This window comes from Aeromonas sp. MR19 (genome assembly GCF_963899305.1).
Classification (GTDB): domain Bacteria; phylum Pseudomonadota; class Gammaproteobacteria; order Enterobacterales; family Aeromonadaceae; genus Aeromonas; species Aeromonas bestiarum.
This window is the reverse complement of record NZ_CAWQWZ010000003.1, coordinates 24,277-44,360: the sequence shown is the minus strand read 5'-3', so window position 1 is coordinate 44,360 and position 20,084 is coordinate 24,277. Positions and strand designations below refer to the sequence as shown.

17 protein-coding genes are annotated in these 20,084 nt (G+C 60.5%); 10 read left to right on the top strand and 7 right to left on the bottom strand.

Annotated features, from left to right (window positions below; translation table 11 throughout):
* Nucleotide 1: 1 nt before the first annotated feature.
* Nucleotides 2-1,105, bottom strand: coding sequence for a DNA polymerase III subunit beta (gene dnaN / locus AACQ95_RS01720; RefSeq protein WP_098981219.1), 1,104 nt, complete (start codon nt 1,103-1,105; stop codon nt 2-4).
* Nucleotides 1,106-1,188: 83 nt separating this feature from the next.
* Nucleotides 1,189-2,559: a chromosomal replication initiator protein DnaA gene (gene dnaA, locus AACQ95_RS01715; RefSeq protein WP_043135284.1), complete on the bottom strand. Its 1,371-nt coding sequence runs from the start codon at nt 2,557-2,559 to the stop codon at nt 1,189-1,191.
* A gap of 311 nt (nt 2,560-2,870) precedes the next feature.
* On the opposite strand from dnaA, the gene AACQ95_RS01710 reads away from it, so the two are divergent.
* The 8 genes from AACQ95_RS01710 (at nt 2,871) to mnmE (ending at nt 9,125) form a co-directional block, all read left to right on the top strand.
* Nucleotides 2,871-3,629, top strand: a complete 759-nt coding sequence (locus tag AACQ95_RS01710; protein ID WP_043557335.1) for an amino acid ABC transporter substrate-binding protein — start codon at nt 2,871-2,873, stop codon at nt 3,627-3,629.
* A complete protein-coding gene (locus AACQ95_RS01705) occupies nt 3,630-4,298 on the top strand; it encodes an amino acid ABC transporter permease (RefSeq protein WP_122974194.1) in 669 nt (222 codons plus the stop codon). It begins immediately after the preceding gene.
* A 12-nt stretch (nt 4,299-4,310) separates the two neighbouring features.
* Nucleotides 4,311-5,045: an amino acid ABC transporter ATP-binding protein gene (locus AACQ95_RS01700; RefSeq protein ID WP_241280416.1), complete on the top strand. Its 735-nt coding sequence runs from the start codon at nt 4,311-4,313 to the stop codon at nt 5,043-5,045.
* A gap of 269 nt (nt 5,046-5,314) precedes the next feature.
* Nucleotides 5,315-5,449, top strand: coding sequence for a 50S ribosomal protein L34 (gene rpmH, locus AACQ95_RS01695; RefSeq protein WP_005307156.1), 135 nt, complete (start codon nt 5,315-5,317; stop codon nt 5,447-5,449).
* Entirely contained in the window at nt 5,449-5,808 is a 360-nt protein-coding gene (rnpA, locus tag AACQ95_RS01690; RefSeq protein ID WP_042037151.1) for a ribonuclease P protein component, read from the top strand. The genes rpmH and rnpA overlap by 1 nt, the downstream gene beginning before the upstream one ends.
* The gene (gene yidD / locus AACQ95_RS01685; protein WP_010635605.1) at nt 5,775-6,023 is read left to right on the top strand and encodes a membrane protein insertion efficiency factor YidD; all 249 of its coding nucleotides are present in this window, start codon (nt 5,775-5,777) and stop codon (nt 6,021-6,023) included. Before rnpA ends, yidD begins: the two co-directional genes overlap by 34 nt.
* 5 nt (nt 6,024-6,028) lie before the next feature.
* Complete coding sequence (yidC, locus tag AACQ95_RS01680) at nt 6,029-7,675, top strand: membrane protein insertase YidC (protein WP_043135288.1); 1,647 nt, start codon at nt 6,029-6,031, stop codon at nt 7,673-7,675.
* Nucleotides 7,676-7,763: 88 nt separating this feature from the next.
* On the top strand, nt 7,764-9,125 hold the full coding sequence (gene mnmE / locus AACQ95_RS01675) for a tRNA uridine-5-carboxymethylaminomethyl(34) synthesis GTPase MnmE (RefSeq protein WP_098981225.1): 1,362 nt from the start codon (nt 7,764-7,766) through the stop codon (nt 9,123-9,125).
* Nucleotides 9,126-9,194: 69 nt separating this feature from the next.
* Here the strand turns inward: mnmE and fhuB are convergent, their stop codons facing one another.
* The 5 genes from fhuB to AACQ95_RS01645 form a co-directional block, all read right to left on the bottom strand.
* Nucleotides 9,195-11,177 carry a Fe(3+)-hydroxamate ABC transporter permease FhuB gene (fhuB, locus tag AACQ95_RS01670; protein WP_241280415.1) on the bottom strand — a complete coding sequence of 661 codons (1,983 nt, stop codon included), beginning with the start codon at nt 11,175-11,177 and terminating at the stop codon, nt 9,195-9,197.
* Nucleotides 11,174-12,037: an ABC transporter substrate-binding protein gene (locus AACQ95_RS01665; protein ID WP_241280460.1), complete on the bottom strand. Its 864-nt coding sequence runs from the start codon at nt 12,035-12,037 to the stop codon at nt 11,174-11,176. The genes fhuB and AACQ95_RS01665 overlap by 4 nt, the downstream gene beginning before the upstream one ends.
* A gap of 172 nt (nt 12,038-12,209) precedes the next feature.
* A complete protein-coding gene (locus AACQ95_RS01655; protein ID WP_241280414.1) occupies nt 12,210-12,974 on the bottom strand; it encodes an ATP-binding cassette domain-containing protein in 765 nt (254 codons plus the stop codon).
* Between the two features lie 46 nt (nt 12,975-13,020).
* Entirely contained in the window at nt 13,021-14,667 is a 1,647-nt protein-coding gene (locus AACQ95_RS01650) for a multidrug ABC transporter permease/ATP-binding protein (RefSeq protein ID WP_241280413.1), read from the bottom strand.
* A gap of 84 nt (nt 14,668-14,751) precedes the next feature.
* Nucleotides 14,752-16,857 carry a TonB-dependent siderophore receptor gene (locus tag AACQ95_RS01645; protein WP_241280399.1) on the bottom strand — a complete coding sequence of 702 codons (2,106 nt, stop codon included), beginning with the start codon at nt 16,855-16,857 and terminating at the stop codon, nt 14,752-14,754.
* Between the two features lie 374 nt (nt 16,858-17,231).
* Between AACQ95_RS01645 and mioC the strand changes: the two genes are divergently transcribed.
* The gene (mioC, locus tag AACQ95_RS01640; RefSeq protein ID WP_241280398.1) at nt 17,232-17,681 is read left to right on the top strand and encodes an FMN-binding protein MioC; all 450 of its coding nucleotides are present in this window, start codon (nt 17,232-17,234) and stop codon (nt 17,679-17,681) included.
* Between the two features lie 509 nt (nt 17,682-18,190).
* The gene (mnmG, locus tag AACQ95_RS01635) at nt 18,191-20,080 is read left to right on the top strand and encodes a tRNA uridine-5-carboxymethylaminomethyl(34) synthesis enzyme MnmG (RefSeq protein WP_043557322.1); all 1,890 of its coding nucleotides are present in this window, start codon (nt 18,191-18,193) and stop codon (nt 20,078-20,080) included.
* Nucleotides 20,081-20,084: the final 4 nt, after the last annotated feature.

The window sequence follows — 20,084 nt, the reverse complement described above, 5'->3', positions numbered from 1 at the left end:
ACTAGATCCGCATCGGCATCACCACGTACTGAGCATCCTGATGATCAAAATCCTCAATAATGGCACTGCTGATGGAATCGCTCAGGCTAATCCGAATTTGGTCACATTTTAACGTATTCAGCACGTCCAGCACATAAGAGACGTTGAAACCTATCTCCATCTCGCTGGCCTCGTATTGTACGTCAAGCAGCTCTTCGGCTTCTTCCTGTTCCGGGTTGTTGGCGGTAATGCGCAGCAGGTTTTCCTGCAGATTGAGACGCACCCCACGGAATTTCTCGTTGGAGAGGATGGCCGCGCGGGCAAACGCCTGACGCAGATCCTCACGACCGGCGATCAGGGCCTTGTCGCTGTTGCGCGGGATGACCCGACGCCAATCCGGGAAGCGGCCATCCACCAGCTTGGAGGTGAAGATGAAGCCGTCCAGCGCGGCGCGCAGGTTGCTGCGACCGATCTGCAGCCGTACCGGCTTGTCTTCCGCTTCCAGCAGGCGCACCAGCTCAAGCACACCTTTGCGGGGCAGGATAACCTGATGATCGGGCAGCGATTCTTCCACTACCTCGCGACGGCAGGTCGCCAGACGGTGACCGTCGGTCGCCACGGTACGCAGGCCGTGGCCCTCGCTCTCGAACAGCATGCCGTTCAGGTAGTAACGCACGTCCTGGCTGGCCATGGAGAACTGGGTGGCATCGATCAACTTCTTCAGCTCCAGCTGGCCTATGTCGAATTCGAGCACAGATTCCCAATCCTCGATATTCGGGTATTCGGTCGCCGGCAGTGTCGACAGGTTGAAGCGGGAACGACCGGAGCGGATGATCAGGCGCTCGCCTTCGGTGTTGAGGCGGATGTCCGCCCCTTCCGGCAGGCCACGGCAGATATCCAGCAGCTTGCGCGCCGGCACTGTGGTGCGGCCATCCTGGCTCTCATTATTGAGATAGACCTGACCTATCATCTCAACTTCCAGGTCGGTGCCGGTCAGCGACAGCAGACCCTGGCTGACATCAAGCAGGACATTGCCGAGGATCGGCAGGGTCGGCCGGCCACCCAGGGCACCGGACACCAGTTGCAGAGGACGTAACAGGGCCTCACGGCTAATTTCGAGCTGCATCTGTGCTCTCCGTTGTTATCGGGACGAAAGGATTCGAATCAGGTTGGAATATTCGCGCTGCATCTGTCCACTCACCGTTGTTATCAGGAGGAAAGGGTTCGGATCAGGTTGGAATAATCTTCCTTGATGTCGTGGCTCTCCTCCTTCAGCTGCTCTATCTTGCGGCAGGCATGAAGAACGGTAGTGTGGTCACGGCCACCAAAGGCATCACCTATCTCCGGCAAACTGTGGTTGGTCAGCTCTTTGGCCAGTGCCATCGCCAGCTGACGTGGACGGGCAACGGAGCGTGAGCGGCGTTTGGACAGCAGATCCGCCAGCTTGATCTTGTAATACTCCGCCACCGTCTTCTGGATGTTGTCTATGGTGACCAGCTTCTCCTGCAGCGCCAGCAAGTCCCGCAGCGCTTCGCGCACGAAATCTATGTTGATGGCACGACCGGTGAAGTTGGCGTTGGCGATCACCCGGTTGAGGGCGCCTTCCAGTTCACGGACGTTGGATCGCAGACGCTTGGCGATGAAGAAGGCCACTTCGTCCGGCAGGTGGATCTGGTTCTCATCCGCCTTGCGCATCAGGATGGCGACGCGGGTCTCCAGCTCCGGCGGCTCGATCGCCACCGTCAAGCCCCAGCCAAAGCGGGACTTGAGACGATCCTCGACACCGTTGATCTCCTTCGGATAGCGATCCGAGGTCAGGATGATCTGCTGGTTGCCTTCGAGCAGCGCGTTGAAGGTGTGGAAGAACTCCTCCTGGGAGCGCTCCTTGTTGGCGAAGAACTGGATGTCATCGATGAGCAGGGCATCGACGCTACGGTAATAACGCTTGAACTCTTCAATGGCGTTATTCTGCAGCGCCTTCACCATGTCCTGCACAAACCGCTCGGAGTGCATGTAGATGACTTTGGCGTCCTTCTTGCGCTCCTTGATGGCGTTGCCAACGGCGTGCAGCAGGTGGGTTTTGCCCAGGCCGGTGCCGCCATAGAGGAACAGCGGGTTGTAAGCGCCACCCGGGTTGTCGGCTACCTGACGGGCAGCCGCGCGGGCCAACTGGTTGGACTTACCCTCGACGAAGTTCTCGAAGGTATAGTTCACGTTGGTGTTGCTTTTGTGGTTCGGCTCAGGCTTGGCTTCAGCCTTGCTTTCCCAGCTCTTCTGCAAGTTATTCACAGGCGCAGCACCACGCGCCGGCGCTCTTGCGACCGCGACGGGATGAGGACGATTACCTATATCAAAACGCAGGGTGGGGCCATCGACCCCACAGAGTTCATTGATGATGCCGTTAACCCGGATGAGATACTTGTCTCGTACCCAGTCCAGAACAAAGCGATTCGGTGCATACAGGGTCAGAGTATTGTCACTCAACTCCGCTTGAAGCGGCCGGATCCACATGCTGAATTCTGCCGAGGGCAACTCATCTTGCAGCCGGTTAAGGCACTGCTGCCATAGCGAAGCAGTCACTCTAAACTCCCGTCAATTGATTAACTAAAGACCGGCTATTCTACGTTTTTAGCGGCTGGATCTCTAGCCGCCACCTTGCGGATCCGGCAAATAAGATCCTTGACTTTCAAGGATCCAGCACCGCTGGATCTGATTTCATCCCCAAAGTTACCCACAGCCTGATCCATCCAGGATGGCACCAAAGATCCAGACCTGAACCGGTTATTTTATATAACCAAATATCATTTATTCTTTGGCTTTTATTCCAATAACATCAGCGCAAATCCAGTGATTACAACTAAAAATACAGAACAACAGAGAGAGGAATCCCCATGACATCATCCATCAAGCTGGTCTCCGGTGCCGCCATTCTGCTGGCAGCCCTATCCGGTCAAGCCATCGCCCAGGAAACCATCAAGGTCGGCATGTCCGGCAAGTATTTCCCGTTCACCTTCGTCAAGCAGGACAAGCTGCAGGGCTTCGAGGTGGATATGTGGAATCAGATCGGTGAGCGCACCGGCTACAAGGTCGAGTTCGTGACCGCCAGCTTCTCCGGCCTGTTCGGCATGCTGGAAACCGGCCGTGTCGATACCATCTCCAACCAGATCACCATCACCGACGAGCGCAAGGCCAAGTACGCCTTCTCCCAGCCCTATGTCTATGACGGCGCCCAGATAGTGGTCCGCAAGGGCAACAGCACCATCCACGGCATCAAGGATCTGGAAGGCAAGAAGGTCGCGGTCAACCTCGGCTCCAACTTCGAAGAGCTGCTGCGCAAGAACGACCCGAACAAGAAGATCGATATCCGCACCTACGACTCCAGCTTCGAGCAGGATGTCGCCCTGGGTCGCATCGACGCCTTCGTGATGGACCGCGTCTCCACCGCCCAGCTGATCAAGGAATCCAAGCTGCCGCTGCAACAGGCCGGCGCACCGTTCGAGACCATCGAGAACGCCCTGCCCTTCCTGAAGACGCCGGAGAAACAGGCCGTACTGAAGAAAGTCGACGACGCCCTGACCGCCATGCGCAAGGATGGCTCCCTGCGTCAAATCTCCGAAAAATGGTTCGCTTCCGACATCACCGACAAATAAATGATGGAATTTGACCTCGAGTACACACTAGGGCTGTTCCCCATCCTGCTCAAATACCTGGGCACCACGATGGAAATGGCTCTGTGGGGATTCGTATTGGCACTCGTACTGTCGCTGACCCTGGCGATAGTGCGGGTGTTTCGCGTCCCCGTGATCCACTGGCTGGCGATGCTCTATATCTCGTTCTTTCGAGGTACTCCCCTGCTCGTCCAGCTGTTCCTGCTCTACTACGGACTGCCGCAACTGTTCCCCGTCTTCGTGGGGATGGATGCCTTTACCGCCGCCATCGTCGGCCTGACCCTGCACTTCGCCGCCTACATGGCCGAGTCGATCCGCGCCGCCATTCTGGGCATTCACAAGAGCCAGATGGAGGCGGCGCTCAGTATCGGCATGAGCCGTTACCAGGCGATGCAGCGGATCATACTGCCGCAGGCTGCCCGCATAGCGACCCCGTCGCTGATGAACTACTTCATCGACATGATCAAGAGCACCTCGCTGGCCTTCACCCTGGGGGTGGCCGAGATCATGGGCAAGGCGCAGATGGAAGCCTCCTCCTCCTTCAAGTTCTTCGAGAGCTTCATGGCGGTGGCCCTGGTCTACTGGGTGGTGGTCATCATCTTCACCCGCTTGCAGCACCTGCTGGAAATTCACCTGAACCGAGCCTATTAAGGGAGGTCTGCGATGATCAAATTAACCGGCCTCTCCAAGGCATTTCACGGCAACAAGGTGCTCAACAGCATAGATCTGGAGGTCAGGAAGGGGGAGATAGTGGTCATCATAGGCCCCTCCGGCACCGGCAAGTCGACCCTGCTGCGCTGCCTCAACCTGCTGGAGACCCCGGATGCAGGCACCCTTGCCATCGACGACCTGCAGCTGGATCTGGCCAAGGCCAGCGAGCAGCAGGCCATCGAGCTGCGCAAGCGCGCCTCCTTCGTGTTCCAGAACTATGCCCTGTTCGCCAACAAGACGGCGCTCGACAACATAGCCGAGGGGCTGATCACCGTCTGGAAGCAGCCGAAGGCGGAGGCCCGAGCCACTGCGCTGGGCATCCTCAAGGACATAGGGCTTGCCGACAAGCAGGATGCCTACCCGGCGTCCCTCTCCGGCGGCCAGCAGCAACGGGTCGGCATAGGCCGCGCCATGGCGGCTCACTCCAAGGTCATTCTGTTCGATGAGCCCACCTCGGCCCTCGATCCCGAGTGGGTCGACGAGGTACTCGGGCTGATGAAGGAACTCGCCCGCCAGCACCAGACCATGGTGGTGGTGACCCATGAGATTGAATTTGCTCGTGATGTTGCCGATCGGGTGATCTTCATGGAGGGGGGCCGGATCGTGGAACAGGGCCCGCCGGATCAGATATTGGTCGATCCCAAGGATCCCCGTACCCGGGAGTTCTTGCGAAAAGTGCTTAAATAGCTCTCTCTTTGGCGGCCTTGCCGCCTTTTTTATTGGAGGATCCTTGTTTAACCCCGGGTTGCCAGTATAATCCGGAGCCCTTGATCCTCCGGATCCTGCCAGCTTCTCCTGCTTCTTTATGAGTCAGGGCAAGATGAGAGGGAACGGCGGATTGACTAAAAGCCGAACTCTGTTTAGAATTCGGCCTCTTTTGCTAGTCGTCACACGCTATAGCTGGCGCGTCGGCTAAGTGTGACAATCAAAACTGTACAGAAATACGGAATCGAATCATGAAACGTACTTTTCAACCGTCCAACCTGAAGCGCAAGCGCTCTCACGGTTTCCGCGCCCGCATGGCAACTGCCAACGGTCGTAAAGTTCTGGCCGCTCGTCGTGCCAAGGGTCGTGCCCGTCTGGTAGTTTAATGCCAACGCCGCACACCTTCTCTCGGGAGTTACGTCTGTTAACTCCCGAACACTTCAAACGCGTTTTCGCCGAGCCTGTCCGGGCCGCTTCTCCGCAAATTACTCTTCTCGCCTGTCCCAATACCCTCGAACATCCCCGTCTTGGCCTCGCTGTGCCCAAAAAAGCACTCAAGCGTGCCGTCTGGCGTAATCGTGTCAAACGAGTGGTCCGGGAAAGTTTCCGTCTCAATCAAGCCAACCTGCCCGCTATCGACATAGTCGTGATCGCCAAGGGCGGCGTCAAAGAGATGGATAACGAGGAGCTGTTCAAGTTACTGGAAAAGCTATGGCGCACTCTGTCACGCCGTTGCAATGGGTAGCTGTCAAACTGATACGCCTGTATCAGCTAATCATTAGCCCTCTGCTCGGGCCGCGCTGCCGTTTCACGCCAACTTGTTCCCAATTTGCGATAGAAGCAATCCGACTTCACGGTTTCATAAAAGGCGTTTGGTTAGCCAGCAAACGTCTATTAAAATGCCATCCCTTATCCGAGGGTGGTTATGACCCGGTTCCGCAACCAAAGCGAAGAAACTGAAGACTATGGAATCACAACGCAATCTCATCCTGATCGGTTTGCTGTTCGTGAGCTTTCTGCTCTGGCAACAGTGGGAGTCTGACAAGGCTCCGAAGCCGGCCCCGACTACCGTGGCCCAAACCGAACATTTCGTACCTGAAGCCGGTCAGACCGGTGATATTCCTCAGGTTTCCGAGCAAGCCAACGCGAACGCCGCACGCAAGCTGATCACAGTCTCCTCCGACGTGCTCAAGCTGACCCTGGACACCCAGGGCGGTGACATCGTTTCTGCCGAGCTGCTGGCCCACAAGCTGGAAGAAGGCAAGGATCAATCCTTCGTCCTGCTGACCAGTCAACCTGACCGCCTCTATGTCGCCCAGAGCGGCCTGGTGGGTCGCGATGGTCCTGACAGCCAGGCCCAGGGTCGTCCCACCTATGAAGCCACCCAGACCAGCTACCAGCTGGCCGATGGTCAGGATCAAGTCGTCGTACCGATGACCTGGACCGACAGCAAGGGTGTGGTCTTCACCAAAGAGTTCGTGCTCAAGCGCGGTGACTATGCGATTGGCGTCGATTACAAGATCGACAACAAATCCGCCGAGCCGGTCCAGGTGCAGTTCTACGGTCAGCTGAAGCAGACCGTGACCACGCCCAAGGATCAGGAAGGTCACGCCATGGTAGCCAGTGCTTACCGTGGTGGCGCCTTCTCCAGCGAAGAGAGCCGTTACAAGAAGTACACCTTCGACGAGATGAAGGATGCCGACCTGAACAAGACCACCAAGGGTGGTTGGGTCGCCATGCTGCAACACTACTTCGTCTCTGCCTGGGCACCGAATGCCGACGATACCAACAGCTTCTACAGCCGCGTGATCCCTGGTAAAGACCAGGCCATCATTGGCTACAAGGCGCCGCTGGTAGACGTGGCTGCCGGCCAGCAGGCCGAAGTGACCAGCAAGCTGTGGGTCGGTCCCAAGCTGCAAGACCAGATGGCCAAGGTGGCAAACCACCTCGACCTGACCGTCGACTACGGCTGGCTCTGGTTCATCGCCCAACCGCTGCACTGGTTGCTGACCGTGTTCCACGGTTTCGTCCAGAACTGGGGTCTAGCCATCATAATGCTGACCCTGCTGGTGCGCGGCATCATGTTCCCGCTGACCAAGGCCCAGTACACCTCCATGGCCAAGATGCGCATGCTGCAGCCCAAGCTGGCCGCACTGCGTGAGCGCTTCGGCGACGATCGCCAGAAGATGTCTCAGGGCATGATGGAGCTGTACAAGAAAGAGAAGGTCAACCCGCTGGGTGGCTGTCTACCGATTCTGGTCCAGATGCCGATCTTCATCGCCCTCTACTGGGCCCTGATGGAATCCGTTGAGCTGCGTCACGCGCCGTTCACACTGTGGATCACCGACCTGTCGGTGAAGGACCCCTTCTTCGTGCTGCCAATCCTCATGGGTGCTTCCATGTGGTATCTGCAGAAGATGAGCCCGACCACGGTGACAGACCCGATGCAGCAGAAGGTGATGCAGTTCATGCCGATCATCTTCACCTTCATGTTCCTCTGGTTCCCGGCTGGCCTGACTCTGTACTGGTTGGTGAGCAACGTCATCTCCATTACCCAGCAGACCATCATCTATCGTCAGCTGGAGAAGAAAGGCCTGCACACCCGCAGCTAATCTTCCCCCTGATGACAAAAGAGGCGGCCTTGGGGCCGCCTTTTTTATTACAATGTCCCCCAATTACCGAGCAAATGAGCCAAGCAAGATGACAACAGATACGATCGTGGCCCAGGCCACCGCGCCCGGCCGTGGCGGCGTTGGCATAGTCCGGGTCTCAGGCCCCGCCGCCGAACAGGTCGCCGAGATAGTGCTCGGCAAGCGCCCCCGGGTGCGCTACGCCGAATATCTGCCGTTCAAGGATGAGCAAGGCCAACCGCTGGATCAGGGCATAGCCCTGCTGTTCAAGGCCCCCAACAGCTTCACCGGCGAAGATGTGCTGGAGCTGCAGGGTCACGGCGGTCCCGTCATCATGGACATGCTGGTGCGCCGTATTCTGCAGATAAAGGGGCTGCGCCCTGCCCGCCCCGGCGAGTTCAGCGAGCGCGCCTTCATGAACGACAAGCTGGACCTGGCCCAGGCCGAGGCCATCGCCGATCTGATCGAAGCCTCCAGCGAGCAGGCCGCCCGCAGCGCCATGCACTCCCTGCAGGGGCAGTTCTCCAGCAAAATCCAGCAGCTGGTGGAGAGCCTGATCCGGCTGCGCATCTATGTGGAAGCGGCCATCGACTTCCCGGACGAGGAGATCGATTTTCTCTCCGACGGCAAGGTGGCGGGCGATCTGTACGCCATCATGGACGAGCTGGATGGCGTGCGCGGCGAAGCCAAGCAGGGCGCCCTGCTGCGGGAAGGGATGAAGGTAGTGATCGCCGGTCGTCCCAACGCCGGCAAGTCGAGCCTGCTCAACGCCCTGGCCGGGCGCGAGTCCGCCATCGTCACCGAGATAGCCGGCACCACCCGCGACGTGCTGCGCGAGCACATCCACCTGGACGGCATGCCGCTGCACATAATAGATACCGCCGGTCTGCGCGACACCCAGGATCAGGTGGAAAAGATTGGCATAGAGCGCGCCTGGGCCGAGATAGAACAGGCCGACCGTGTGCTCTTCATGGTGGATGGCACCACGACAGATGCGATCGACCCGCGGGAGATCTGGCCGGAATTTGTTGATCGGTTGCCAAAAAACATCGGCCTCACGGTCGTGCGCAACAAGGCTGACCTGACCGGCGAAGATCTGGCACCCAGCCAGGAGCTGGGGCACGCCGTCTACCGCATCTCCGCCAAGACAGAGCTGGGGCTGCCCGCCCTGCGCGAACACCTGAAAGCCTGCATGGGCTTCCAGGGCAACACAGAGGGGGGCTTCATGGCTCGCCGCCGCCACCTGGATGCGCTGGAGCGCGCCGCCGAGCGGTTGCTGGTGGCCAGGGATCAGCTGGAAATCTATGTCGCCGGTGAACTGGTGGCCGAAGAGCTGCGCCTGGCGCAAGAGTCCTTGAGCGAGATCACCGGTGAATTCAGCTCGGACGATCTGCTGGGCCGCATCTTCTCCAGCTTCTGCATCGGCAAATAATGCCGCACGGCAGGCAATAAAAAGCCCGGGTTCATCCCGGGCTTTTTTGTGCGTTTTTTATTCTAAAACCTATAGCCGGCGCAGACACCACATGAAGTAAGCGCCCCCTAACAGAGTGGAGACCAGCCCGACCGGCACGTCCTGCGGGAACAGGATCTGCTGGCCGATCCAGTCCGCCGACACCATCAGCAGAGCGCCGGACGCGGCGGCACCGAGCAGATGCCAACGGGCCCGCACCAGTCCCATCAGCTTGGCCATGTGCGGGGCCAGCAGACCGACGAAGGAGAGCGGCCCCACCACCAGGGTGGCGCTGGCGGTGAGCACGGCCACCAGCAGCAGTATGGCGAGCTGGGCCCGGTTGAGGCGAATGCCCAATGCGGTCGCCAGCGCCGACCCCATCGGCAGCAGATCGAGCCAGCGGCTGATGAGCAGGCAGGCTGCCAGCATCAATACCGCCAGTGCCACCAGCCCATAAGCCACCGGCAGGGTGACGTAATAGGTGGAGCCGGACATCCAGGAGAGCAGCTGCTGCACCCGCATGTCGCCGTTGGCCAGCGCGATGGCCTGCAGCGGCTCGAACAGCGCCGTGATGGCGATGCCGGACAGCAGGATCCGCTCCGGCTGGAAGCCGTGCTTGCGGTTGACCAGCACCAGCAGCAAGAGACAAGCGAAGGCGCCAAGCAGGCCGCCCAGCAGCATAATGGGCAATGGCAAAGCCGGCAGCAGCAAAGCCGTCGCTATCACCCCCATGAAGGTACCGCCGCTCACCCCCAGCAGCTCAGGGCTCGCCATGGGGTTGTTGCTGACCCGCTGCAGCAGGGTGCCCGCCAGCGCCAGCAAGACGCCGGCGGCACCGGCCGCCAGGGTGCGCGGCAGCCGCCACTCCAGCTGGGCCTGCCACCTGAGCCAGCTCGACCAGCTCCAGCCAGCCATCCCCTGCCCGACCAGCAGGGAGCCTATGATGGCGAACCCCAGGCCGAGCAGCAGCAAGGTGAGCAGCCGAGTCGGGGCCAGATGCCGTGCGACCGACAGGCCGCTTGCCCCCTTAGGCGAGCCGGACTTCAGGGCCAGCCGCGGGATCAGCCAGAGCAGCAGCGGCGCCCCCAGCAAGGCCGTCATGGCACCGGTCGGGATCAGCACGGGCCAGACGTTGCTCAGGGTCTGCAGCAGCAGATCGGTGGCCGTCAGCAGCAGAGCCCCCAGGATTGGCCCCCACAACAGCCGTTGACCGAGTTGACGGATCCCCAGCAGCCGCACCATGGCTGGCGCCGCCAGCCCGATGAAACCTATCAGCCCCACCACGCTCACCACGCAGGCGGTGACGAACACCGCCAGCCCGAGTCCGGCCAGTCGCAGCTGCTGCAAGGAGACGCCCAGGCTGCGGGCGCTGGCATCATCCAGCTCCAGCACCGCCAACGGGCGCACCAGCACAGCCGCCAGCCCCCCCGCCACCAGCAGCCGTGGCAGCAGGTAGCTCACTCCGCTCCAGCTGTTCTGGGCCAGGGAGCCACTGCCCCACACCAGCAGTCCCTTCAGCTCCTCCTGAAAGAACAGCAGCAGCCCCATGCTGATGGCCGCCAGATAGAGGTTGATCACCAGTCCCGCGAATACGATGACCACAGGATTGAGCTGACGGCGCCAGGCCAGGGCGAACACCAGCGCCATGGCGAGGCTGCCACCGGCCATGGCGATCCACTCCCGCCCCAGCAGCAGCCAGGAGGGGGCAAACAGGGTCACCATCATCAGCGCCAGCTGGGCGCCGGAGGCCACCCCCAAGGTGGTCGGCGAGGCGAGCGGGTTGCGCAGCACCTGCTGCATCAGGGTGCCGGCCAGACCGAGGGCGGCTCCGGCCAGCAGAGTCACCGTCAGCCGGGGCAGCCAGCTGAAGTGCACCACGGCTTGGCGGACATCCTCCAGATTGGGCGAGAAGAGGGTCTGCCACCAGAGCGCACCCGGCACCTGGCGGGCCAGATCCCAGCCAGCGAGCGAAAGTGTCAGCCCCAACAGGATCAAGGCCGGCCGCAGCAACGGGGATGGGAATAAATGTTTCATTGGCTATCTCCCCTGACATCCTGCTGCAATGCCTCGTTGAGCAGGCTGGCGAAGCGGCGGGCGGCGAGCACGCCACCGAAGCTCCAGACTGCGGGCAGATGCAGCACAGGTGCCTGCTGCACCAGCGGCAGATGCTGCCACAGGCCGGGCTCCTGCAGCCGCTCGCTCACCCCGACGGGGATGGGATCCACCACCACCAGCCGCGCGGCTGGCAGCGCCATGAACTGCTCTATGCTGGCCACCGAGAAACCCCAGGCATTGGTCTCCCCCTGCCAGGCGTTGCGCAGGCCGAGTCGCTGCATCACGGCCTCGAACAGGCTGTGGCGGCCGAACACCCGCACGTGGCGCTCATCGATGAACTGCACCACCAGCAGGGGCGGCAGATCCACTGGCAACTCGGTCCGCATCTGCGCCAGATCCCGATCCAGCCCGGCCAGCAGCCTCTCGGCCTCGGCCGTTTTGTTCACCAGCGCCGCTATGGTCAGGGTCGCCTCATGGAGCCGCTGCCACAGATCGGTTTGCGGATCATAGAGGGCGATGGACTGCACGGGTGCGATGCGGGACAGGGTCGGTGCCAGCGGCGCCGCCAGCGGGGAGATGAGGATGCGATCGGGTTTCAACTCGGCCAGCAGCTCGCGGTTGGGCTGGGCCCGCAGGCCTATATCCACCACCTCGGCCGGCAGCAGCGGCTCGCCGACCCAGGCGCGGTAGGAGCTGACATCCCCCACCGCCAGCGGGGTCACCCCCAGCGCCAGCAGGGTTTCGGCTATGGTCCAGTCGACTGTGGCGATGCGGGGTTCCGGCGCGGAGGTGGCATGCACCGCAAGCGGCAGCAGCAGACCGACAAGGCAGAGCGCCATCTTCTTCAATAAACGGTTCAAGAGAGGCCCTCAGTCAGACAATGGCGATGGCGTGGTCATGGGCCGGGTGACGCATGACCTCCATCGGGAGCCCATGGTACATGGAGTGCAGGGTCTCGCCAGTCTGCAGTGATATGGGAACAAATAAACTCATCGGGATAACAAGCCTTATCTAAACGATGGCGATGGCGTGGTCATGGGCCGGGTGACGAATGACCTCCATCGGGATGCCATAGATGGCGTGCAGGGTCTCGCTGGTCATGATCCGCTCTGGCTCGCCATGGGTGAGCAGGCGGCCCGAGTGCAGCGCCACCAGCCGATCGCAGAAGCGGGAGGCCATGTTGATGTCGTGGATGACTATGATGACCCCGAGGTTGAGCTGACGGCTGAGCTGCCTGACCAGAGTCAGCACCTCCACCTGATGGGCCACGTCCAGCGCGGCCAGCGGCTCGTCCAGCAGGATGAAGCGGCTCTCCTGCGCCAGCAGCATGGCCAGCCAGACCCGCCCCCGCTCACCACCTGAGAGAGTATCCACCAGCCGGTCGGCGAAGCGTTCGGTATGAGTGAGGGCGATGGCCCGCTCGACCTGACGCTGATCCTCCTCCCCCATGCGGCCCAGCAGGCCGCGCCAGGGATAGCGACCCATCTCCACCAGCTCGCGCCCGAGCAGGTTCTCGGCGCTCGGCAGATGCTGGGGCAGATAGGCCACCTGGCGGGCGAAGTCCCGGTTGCCCCATGCCTGCAGCGGCTTGTCATCGAACAGGATCTCGCCGTCACTCAGGGGCTGCTGGCGCGCCAGCAGCTTGAGCAGGGTGGATTTGCCCGAGCCGTTGTGGCCTATGAGGCCATAGACCCGGCCCTGCTCGAAACTCAAGTCGGTGGGGTGCAGCAGCTGGCGGTCGTTTACCGCGAAGCTGGCGGCTTTCATCTCAAACATAAGCAATTCCTGTGCTGGCCTGATGCCAGTCTCATCGGTGAAGGCATCAAGCCGGCACCTCGCAATCCAGATGGGCGACGGCATCCCGGCTGACCTGCTCGCGTCGTTCGCCGGTCAGTTCGGTGAGCTGACCCTGGCGCATCTCCAGCAGGCGATCGGCCAGCGCGAAGTAGTGATCGTCGTGACTGATGGCGATCACCGTCTTGCCCATCGCCTTGAGGCGCGGCAACAGCAGCTGATAGAAGATGCGGCGGAACTGGGGATCCTGATCCGCGGCCCACTCGTCAAACAGCATCACCTCGCGCTGCTCGGCCAGCGCCAGCAGCAGGGCGACCCGCTTGCGCTGCCCCTGGGAGAGGTCGATATCGGCGATGAAGCCATCCTCGATGGCGATCTTGCTGCCCATCTGCAACCGATCCAGCCACTCGGCCACCAGCTCGGCCTTGGGCTCGGGCCCCAGCAGGTGCTGGAACAGGTGGTAGTCGGTGAAGATGGCGGAGAAGAGGGCCAGATAGGCGTTGCGATCCGTGACGGGTTCGCCATCCAGCAGGATCCGGCCCGACGCCGGCTGATAGAGGCCGGTCAGCAGCATGGCTAGGGTCGACTTGCCGGAGCCGTTGCCGCCTATGATGAAGACTTGCTCCCCCCGCTCGATCACCAGATTGATGGGGCCCACGGCGAAGCCGCCCTCCCCCTGATAGTGAAAGCTCACCTGCTCCAGCTCGATGCGTTGCCAGGCACGGGGCGCGGACGGCAGCGGGAAGTCGGCGTCAGGCGCGGCCAGATTGAGGGCCGCAATCTTGTCGAACGCCACCTGGGCGGAGAGCAGGGTCGGCAGGGCACCAATGCCCTGCAGCAAGGGCGTGCGCAGGAACAGCAGGGTCAGCGCGAAGGTGGCGGCCACATTGGTGTTGGCCCAGCCCAGCCCGTTGGCCAGGAAGAAGACCAGGCCGATGGCCCCCAGCATCATGATATTCGACCAGTTCACCGCGCTCAGGTGATAGGTGTCGGCGCGGATGATCTGCTGGCGATAGTCACGGGCGTTCTGCTCATAGAGCTGGTGGTAGACGAAATGGGCCCGCTCGCGATTGAGCGCCAGCTCCTTGCTGCCGGCTATGATGGCCTGATAGTTCTGGTAGAGCCTGTCCTCGGCCTGACGCATATGGGACAGGTGGTGATAGACGCGGTTCACCAGCAGCCAGCCCACCACCATGGTGACGGTGACCCAGAGGGCGGTGACGCCGAGCAGGGCCGGCGAGAGCCAGCCGAGATAGAGGGCCGAGCCCAGGGTGAGCACCAGCCCCTGCACCAGCTCGGGCAGGCGCACGAAGGCGATGGTGATCTGGCCTATGTCGCTGGAGAGGGACGCCAGCAGCGGCCCCTGGCCAAGATGGCGAATGCGGGCGACATCGGTATCCAGCAGCTGCTTGAGCAGACGGCCCCGCAACCGGTAGACAAAATGATGACCGAGTGTGGTCAAGGCCAATTGAGAGCCGAGTGTGATCACCAGCAGCAACAGGATCAAGCCAAGCAGTTGGCCAAGTACCGGCAGCGGATCGCCGACGGATTCGACAAGAGAGTGATTGATAAAGGCAATGACGCCGATCCCGCTCACTGCGCTGAGCAGGCTGAGCAGGGTAATGGCGATGAAGGGCCAACGATATTGGCGGTAAACCAGAGACAAGAGTTCCATAACGGACCGGTATTCTAGAGATATGCTAGGAGCAATGTGCAGGGAAAAAGGAGGGCGGGAGCCTGGACCCCCACCCCTCCTCTATTACCAGCGGTAGTTGATGCTGCCCACTACGCTGCGCGGCTCGCCGTAGTAGCAGTAGTAGTCACAGCTGGCCACATAGGTATCACCCAGCAGGTTGTTGACGTTGAGCTGGGCTCGCCAGTTCTTGGCAAAGTCATACCCGATCATCGCATCCCACACGGTATGGGCCGGCACCTGAGCCGAACCATAGATGGGGGTGTAGTCCGCATTCACGGCACCTATACCGACACTGGAGCCGACATAACGCACGCCGGATCCCAGTTCCAGACCGGAAACCGGACCCTGCTGCACCTTGTAGTTGCCCCAGAAGGAGGCCTGGTGGCGCGGGATCAGGCTGGCACGGCGATCGCCCTTGCCGGTGTCGTTGGTCTTGGCATCGGTATAGGTGTAGGCGGCGGTGAGACGCAGTGCCTCGGTGGCCTGCACGCTCCCTTCCAGCTCAACGCCCCGGGAGGTCACTTCGCCGGCCTGGGTCTGCTGGCCTGAACCGGTGGAGACCAGCGAGTTGGTCTGCTCCAGATCGAACAGCGCCAGGTTGATGTAGCCGTCGAGGAAGCTGGGCGCATACTTGACGCCTGTCTCATACAGGGTGCCCTTGAGCGGCTTGTAGGACTCGCTGGTGTTGGGGTCGATCCCGGGCAACACCTCGAACGACTCGGCGTAGGCAATATAAGGAGAGAGACCGTTGTCGGCCAGGTACATCAGGCTGCCGGAGAGGGAGAGCTCGTGATCATACTGCTTCTCGTTCTTGCCCTTGGCTTCGCTGATGTTGTGGGTCTCCACGTAGTCGAAGCGGCCGCCGCCGGTCAGCAACCAGCGATCGTCCCAGCGAACCTGGTGCTGGGCATAGAGGCCGCTCTGGCCCTTGGTGCTCTTCTGGTGGGTGGCGGTGGATTCATCAAAACCGGGGAAGCCGCTGTAATCCGGGTTCATGGTGTTGATGGAGCCCATGCCGTAGTTGTCGGCTTCCTGGCCTTCATTGACGTGACGCTGTAGATCCAGCCCCAGCAGCAGGGTCTGTTCCGTGCTGTCGGTGTTCCAGTACCCCACCATCTGGTTGTCCATGGTGGCACTCTTGGTGTTGCCATCCCGGTAGACCAGACCGCGGAAGGCGGTGGTGCCTTCATAGGTCGGGAAGATATAGGTCTGACGCAGCAGCAGATCGTTGTAGTTGAAGCGGACGTTCTGCTTGAACTCCCAGGTCTGGTTGAGCTGGTGGGCCAGCTCGTAACCGGTGGAGATCTGGGTGTTGCGGTTGCGATCGTAATCCGGCTGGCTCAGGTTGGTGGAGGGGTCGATCTGGCCGCCGCTGGTATTGAGGGTGCCGTAGACGGGGAAGAAGCCGTTGGTCGGAACCCCTTCGTCGTGCAGCAAGCTGGCCAGCAGGGTCAGGCTGGTGCGATCCGAGAGATCAAAGGTCACGCTCGGCGCCAGATAGACGCGATCGTTGTAAGTGCCATCCAGCACACCATCACGCTCTTTATAGAGGGCAACCATGCGGTAGCGGCTGTTGTCGGTCAGCGCATCGGAGACATCCACCCCGATCTGGCGATGATCCCGGCTGCCCAGCTGCAGATCCAGCAGCCCCTGCGGGGTGGCGGTCGGCCGCTTGCTGATGGCATTGATCACACCGCCGGGAGGCGCCTCGCCGTAGAGGATCGAGGCCGGCCCTTTCAGCACTTCCACGCTCTCCAGGCCGAACGGCTCGGGCGTCCAGACATAGTAACCTGTGCCGAACAGGCGGTTGCCGTCCAGATAGGAGGCGGCATCGAAGCCACGCACCTTGAACCAGTCGGTATTGTTGTCGGATCCATAGAGGCCGCTGAGCACACCGGAGCGGTAGCGCAGGGACTCGTCAAGCTGCTGCACGGCGCGCTGATCCAGATCCTCGCGGTTGACCACTGAGACGGAGCGAGGCGTCTCGGCCATGGGCACTTCCACCTTCATGGCTGTGCCGGTGACCACCATGGTCTCGCTGGCCTTGGGCAGTTCTTTCGGTTGTTCAGCCAGCACTGGCAGGCTTGCCAGCAGGCAGGAGAGCGGCAGCAGATGCTGTGCCCCTCTCTTTCGCATCGCTGCGATTGGGGTGTTTTTTTGCGCAATCATATAAGTGTCTCAAATATCAATGAGTTGTTTCTGGTTTCTTATTATTGGTGCCCGGTCATGCCGGTCGGCCCGGTTCCTCAGGCGAATAAAGCAGCGTCATGCTACTACAGGAGCCATGATCGAATCGATTCAATAATTGCTAATCATTTGCATCTGCATTGTTACTTAACGTATCAAGCAGGCGATTTTCGGGCAGAAGAGGAAGGGAGCAGACGGAGGCATCTCTGCTAAAAAGATCGGAGGAAAGAGGAAATCGAGGGATCCTGCTTTATATAAGGAAAGAAAAGAGGATCCATTATCCCCAAGCTTTATCCATATTTATCCACACCCTTTGACGGTAGAATCCGGGTTCCGCATTTTTCAGGATCCATTCCATGGCCAAACTCAATCTCGTCGTCGGCTCCATGCTGGGCGCCGCCGAATATGTCGCAGACCACGTCGCCAACCTGCTGGAAAAGGCAGGCCATCAGGCCGAGATCCACAATCCGGCCACGCTGGCCGAGGTGCTGGCCGAACCGGACGCCATCCTGCTGGTGGTCACTTCCACCCACGGCGCTGGCGACGTGCCCGACAACCTGCAACCCTTCGCCAAGGATCTTGCCGAGCAGCATCCGGATCTTAATGCCTTGAAATATGGCGTGATCGCCCTCGGCGACAGCAGTTATGACACCTTTTGCCAGGGTGGTAAGACGCTGGATCGGCTGCTGGCCGAGTGCGGCGCCAGCCGGATCGGGGATCGTCTCGACATAGATGTCACCCAGCACGAGATCCCGGAAGATGCAGCAGAAGCCTGGATCCAGGGCTGGATGCCATTGATCGCCTGATCAGGGCCTGGGAGATCCGGCAGAAAAGCCTTGATCTCCCCGTTTATCCCCAGATCGCTATCCACCAGGTTATTAACAGATTGATCCTGACGACTTGTTCTACATGGTTACCCACAACGACCGGGGGCAATGTGTATAACTACCGTGTAAAGCTCTGCAAAACCTATAGTTATCCATGTATGAGATCCAGCCTGCCAGCCACCTGTGTATAAAAGCACTGGTTATCCCCCTGTTCACGGGGCCAGGATCCAAGCTTTTCCACAAGCTGAGATCGCCTTTAACCAGATGATCTTTATGATCAAAAAGCGCTTATCAACAGAAATGGTGGATCCTAATAAAAGATCCAATAAAAGATCGATCTAAAGATCCTTAAGATCTATTAAGTGGATCCTCCCTCCATACTGACCGTTAAGTAGACGTTCCCCTCAGGACGCGAAACAGATAGAATGTTCCGCCCCTCAGCCCAGGCAAACAACGATCTTCAGGCGTGCAGATCAAGGTGATCCCCAATGCAATACCATGAACAATTTGATGTGATCGTCGTCGGTGGCGGTCATGCAGGAACCGAAGCAGCAACAGCAGCAGCCCGTATGGGTCTGAATACCCTGTTGTTGACCCACAATATCGATACGTTGGGACACATGTCCTGTAATCCGGCGATCGGCGGGATCGGCAAGGGACACCTGGTCAAGGAAGTTGACGCCCTCGGCGGGATCATGGCGCGAGCCATAGATCTTGGCGGGATCCAGTTCCGTACCCTGAACTCCTCCAAGGGACCAGCGGTACGAGCCACCCGTGCTCAGGCGGATCGACTGCTCTACAAAGCCGTCGTGCGCCAGATGCTGGAGAACTACCCGAACCTGAAGATCTTCCAGCAGGCCTGTGACGATCTGATCATGGACGGGGATCGTGTTGCCGGTGTGGTCACCCAGAGCGGGATCCGCATCAGTGGCAAGACGGTAGTGCTGACCGTAGGCACCTTCCTGAATGGCTTGATCCACATAGGGATGGAAAACTACAAGGGCGGCCGCGCCGGGGATCCTCCCTCGATCGCCCTGGCTCAACGGCTGCGCGAGATGCCGCTGCGTATCGATCGCCTCAAGACGGGTACACCGCCGCGGATCGATGCCCGCAGCGTCGATCTCTCCGTGATGCAGGCCCAGTACGGCGATGATCCGCGCCCCGTCTTCTCGTTTATCGGCAACGCCAGCCAGCACCCCCGTCAGGTGCCCTGCTACGTCACCCACACCAACGAGCGTACCCACGACGTGATCCGCAACAATCTGGATCGCAGTCCCATGTACGCCGGGGTGATCGAAGGGATAGGCCCGCGCTACTGCCCGTCGATCGAAGACAAGATCACCCGCTTCGCGGACAAGACGGCACACCAGATTTTTGTCGAGCCGGAAGGCCTGACCACCCACGAACTCTATCCGAACGGGATCTCCACCAGCCTGCCATTCGACGTGCAGGTGCAGATAGTGCGTTCCATTCGTGGTTTCGAAAATGCCCACATCACCCGCCCCGGCTACGCCATCGAATATGACTTCTTCGATCCGCGGGATCTCAAGGCCAACATGGAGAGCAAGTGCATCGGCAACCTGTTCTTCGCCGGCCAGATCAACGGCACCACGGGTTACGAAGAGGCTGCGGCCCAGGGCCTGATGGCCGGTTTGAACGCCGGTCTGCGTGCCCAGGACAAGGATCCCTGGCATCCGCGTCGGGATCAGGCCTACATGGGCGTGATGATGGACGATCTCTCCACCCTGGGGACCCGCGAGCCCTACCGCATGTTCACCAGCCGTGCCGAATATCGCCTGCTGCTGCGGGAAGACAACGCCGACCTGCGCCTGACCGCCATCGGCCGCGAGCTGGGTCTGGTGGATGACGAGCGCTGGGGCAAATTCAACGCCAAGATGGAACAGGTGGAGCTGGAGCAGCAGCGCATGCGGTCGACCTGGATCCACCCGCAACATCCATCGCTGGAGGCGGTCAACGCCCTGGTCAATGCCCCGCTGACCCGCGAGCAGAGTCTGGAAGAGCTGCTGCGTCGTCCCGAGGTGACCTACGATGCGCTGATGGCCATCGAAGGCGTGGGTCCGGCGCTGAGCGATCGCGCCGCCGCCGATCAGGTGGAGATCCAGATCAAGTACGCCGGTTACATCGAACGTCAGCACGACGAGGTGGAGAAGCAGCTGCGCAACGAGAACACCCTGTTGCCACTGGACATGAACTACCGCGACGTCAACGGTCTCTCCAACGAGGTGATCGCCAAGCTGAGCGATGCCAGGCCGCAGACCATAGGTCAGGCTTCCCGCATCTCCGGCATCACCCCGGCAGCCATCTCCATCCTGCTGGTTCACCTGAAAAAACACGGCCTGCTGCGTAAAACCGCCTGAGGAT

Bases quoted from the DNA above. Each gene is read 5' to 3' on its own strand.
- dnaN (WP_098981219.1), bottom strand. From the start codon at position 1,105: ATGCAGCTCGAAATTAGCCGTGAGGCCCTGTTACGTCCTCTGCAACTG.
- AACQ95_RS01655 (WP_241280414.1), bottom strand. From the start codon at position 12,974: ATGTTTGAGATGAAAGCCGCCAGCTTCGCGGTAAACGACCGCCAGCTG.
- AACQ95_RS01645 (WP_241280399.1), bottom strand. From the start codon at position 16,857: ATGATTGCGCAAAAAAACACCCCAATCGCAGCGATGCGAAAGAGAGGG.
- AACQ95_RS01650 (WP_241280413.1), bottom strand. From the start codon at position 14,667: ATGGAACTCTTGTCTCTGGTTTACCGCCAATATCGTTGGCCCTTCATC.
- AACQ95_RS01705 (WP_122974194.1), top strand. From the start codon at position 3,630: ATGATGGAATTTGACCTCGAGTACACACTAGGGCTGTTCCCCATCCTG.
- AACQ95_RS01665 (WP_241280460.1), bottom strand. From the start codon at position 12,037: ATGGCGCTCTGCCTTGTCGGTCTGCTGCTGCCGCTTGCGGTGCATGCC.
- mnmG (WP_043557322.1), top strand. From the start codon at position 18,191: ATGCAATACCATGAACAATTTGATGTGATCGTCGTCGGTGGCGGTCAT.
- mnmE (WP_098981225.1), top strand. From the start codon at position 7,764: ATGACAACAGATACGATCGTGGCCCAGGCCACCGCGCCCGGCCGTGGC.
- yidD (WP_010635605.1), top strand. From the start codon at position 5,775: ATGGCGCACTCTGTCACGCCGTTGCAATGGGTAGCTGTCAAACTGATA.
- AACQ95_RS01710 (WP_043557335.1), top strand. From the start codon at position 2,871: ATGACATCATCCATCAAGCTGGTCTCCGGTGCCGCCATTCTGCTGGCA.
- yidC (WP_043135288.1), top strand. From the start codon at position 6,029: ATGGAATCACAACGCAATCTCATCCTGATCGGTTTGCTGTTCGTGAGC.
- AACQ95_RS01700 (WP_241280416.1), top strand. From the start codon at position 4,311: ATGATCAAATTAACCGGCCTCTCCAAGGCATTTCACGGCAACAAGGTG.
- fhuB (WP_241280415.1), bottom strand. From the start codon at position 11,177: ATGAAACATTTATTCCCATCCCCGTTGCTGCGGCCGGCCTTGATCCTG.
- rnpA (WP_042037151.1), top strand. From the start codon at position 5,449: ATGCCAACGCCGCACACCTTCTCTCGGGAGTTACGTCTGTTAACTCCC.
- rpmH (WP_005307156.1), top strand. From the start codon at position 5,315: ATGAAACGTACTTTTCAACCGTCCAACCTGAAGCGCAAGCGCTCTCAC.
- mioC (WP_241280398.1), top strand. From the start codon at position 17,232: ATGGCCAAACTCAATCTCGTCGTCGGCTCCATGCTGGGCGCCGCCGAA.